General features: G+C 52.1%; 1 protein-coding gene. It reads right to left on the bottom strand.

The genetic code is table 11. From position 1 onward, the window contains the following. Positions 1–107: 107 nt before the first annotated feature. Positions 108–1,232: a metallophosphoesterase gene (locus tag D5S03_RS05295; protein WP_287042894.1), complete on the bottom strand. Its 1,125-nt coding sequence runs from the start codon at positions 1,230–1,232 to the stop codon at positions 108–110. Between the last annotated feature and the right edge of the window lie 668 nt (positions 1,233–1,900).

The raw sequence follows: 1,900 nt of genomic DNA, 5'->3' as shown, positions 1-1,900 counted from the left end.
GACAGGCACTCCGGGACCCACTTGAGCATCATTTTGTGCTTAAAATATCTCATTTTTTGGGACAAGTGGGTCCCGGAAGAGCCAGTCCCCATGCCACATGCAAAGCGCTAAACAGATACGCCGGGGCTTATTTTTACCAGGACGATTTCCGGCGGGGCCAGGACGCGGATGGGCGGACCCCAGCTGCCGGCCCCGCTGGTGACTATCAGGGATGAGTCGTTTGAACGGCGAATGCCGTAGACGTGATCGTACTTGAGCCGGACAAAGAAGCGGAAAGGAAAAATTTGCCCCTTGTGGGTATGCCCGGCCAGGTGCAGGTCCACCCCGGCGTCCCGGGCGATTTCGAATCCCCAGGGACGGTGACTGACCAGGATGTTGTATTTGTCCGGGTCCAGCCTTCTGGTCAATTGCTTAGTGACGTTTTCCTGGTGCTGCCTGAATCTCCCGTGGGGTGCCGGGTCGCTGACCCCGATGATTTCTATATTTGTCTCTGAGAGCTTTTCTGTCTCGTCCTCCAGCAGGGTGAACCCGGCCCTGGCAAAAAAGTCCCTGGAATCATCCGCTCCGGCATAAAATTCGTGGTTGCCAAGGACTGCGTACTTGCCAAGGCCGGCCTGCATGCCCTGCATGATGCGGGCTTCTTCCTGCAGCCATTCCAGGTGGTCGTTTAATATATCCCCGCCCAGGATGATCAGGTCCGGGTCCTGATCATGGACAAGGCTTTTGAGGTCCTTGACCCGCTGCATGGACTTCTGCACCCCCAGATGGGTGTCCGACAGAAAGACTACCCGCAGATCATTGCCAATTTTTGGCGAAGATATTTCGTACTCTGTTACCCGCACCGGACCTGCTGCCTCCATAAATCCCCAGCCCACGGTTAGAATGGTTACGGTGATGATTGCAAAGGCTGCTGCCCGGGAAAGCCCGGGGCTGATCCTGACCCTTACAGGCCAGACCATAAGCTGCAGAACAAAAAGGGCAAGCTGGAGCAAAAAGAGGTAAAATATCACTCCCAGCCAGGTAAAGACAACCTGCCATATTATATATACCAGAGATTCGGGCCAGGACAGGGGGATGATATGGGCGGCTATGGGGCTGAGTGCCAGAAGCAGGCAGAGCAAGAAGCCACCGCGCCTGACTCTGGAAGAGAATTCGAACTGCGCGGCGAAGCGCGCCCAGGTGAAGCAGTGCATGCCCAGGTAGACCAGGAAAAAGGCCAGGATGAAAAGCATAGTTTGGTTCGTGCTGCAAAGACTGAAGATTTAGGGTGATCAAGTCCTTTACTTTGATCAGCTACACATAGCAAGGACAATTGGGGATTGAATTTTGACGCTTAAGCAGCTAACATGCCATTGCCTCAGTGAAGAATTGTTGAGATAGCAGGAAAAAATTGTGAGAGGTGGTGGGGGCAAGGGAGGCTCTGTCTGGATCGTCCTTAATCCTTGCCAGGAATTAAGACGCGACTACAAAAAGCCCTTTTTTCAGTTGCAGGAGTCAGGAGACAGGTGACGGGAACCAGTAAAATCAAAGAGTTATATAATTGCTTTGTTCCTGAATTTTTAATTGACTGTTTTTTTAATGCGCATCAATTAAGGCGCAAACATGCTGAAAACAGATTTCGGTCAGTCAGTCAACAGATCAGTGGGGAGTAACTCTTCAGGGGGGAGGTATGCCAATTTGTGTGAAGCCTGAAGGCTTCCCGTGCCTAAGAAGATTTTTTTGGCACCCCAGTTGAATGCCCTGCGGGCTAGCTCGTTGAGCTATTCAACGGGGCAGGCTGGCAACTTCGTTGCACATCCCAGTGAAACCAGCTACGCTGACCCAGCACTCACTTTTCCATTTGTTTGCTTGTGATGAAACCGAAATTATTAAAGTGAGTGCTGGGTGTTTCACGGGACAG

The sequence above is a fragment of the Desulfonatronospira sp. MSAO_Bac3 genome, assembly GCF_003838035.1.
Taxonomy (GTDB): domain Bacteria; phylum Desulfobacterota; class Desulfovibrionia; order Desulfovibrionales; family Desulfonatronovibrionaceae; genus Desulfonatronospira; species Desulfonatronospira thiodismutans.
The sequence above is the reverse complement of the archived record's forward strand: the minus strand, read 5'-3'. Positions and strand labels throughout refer to the sequence as shown.

Excerpts from the sequence above, each read along its gene's own strand:
- D5S03_RS05295 (WP_287042894.1), bottom strand. The coding sequence starts at position 1,232 with ATGCTTTTCATCCTGGCCTTTTTCCTGGTCTACCTGGGCATGCACTGC.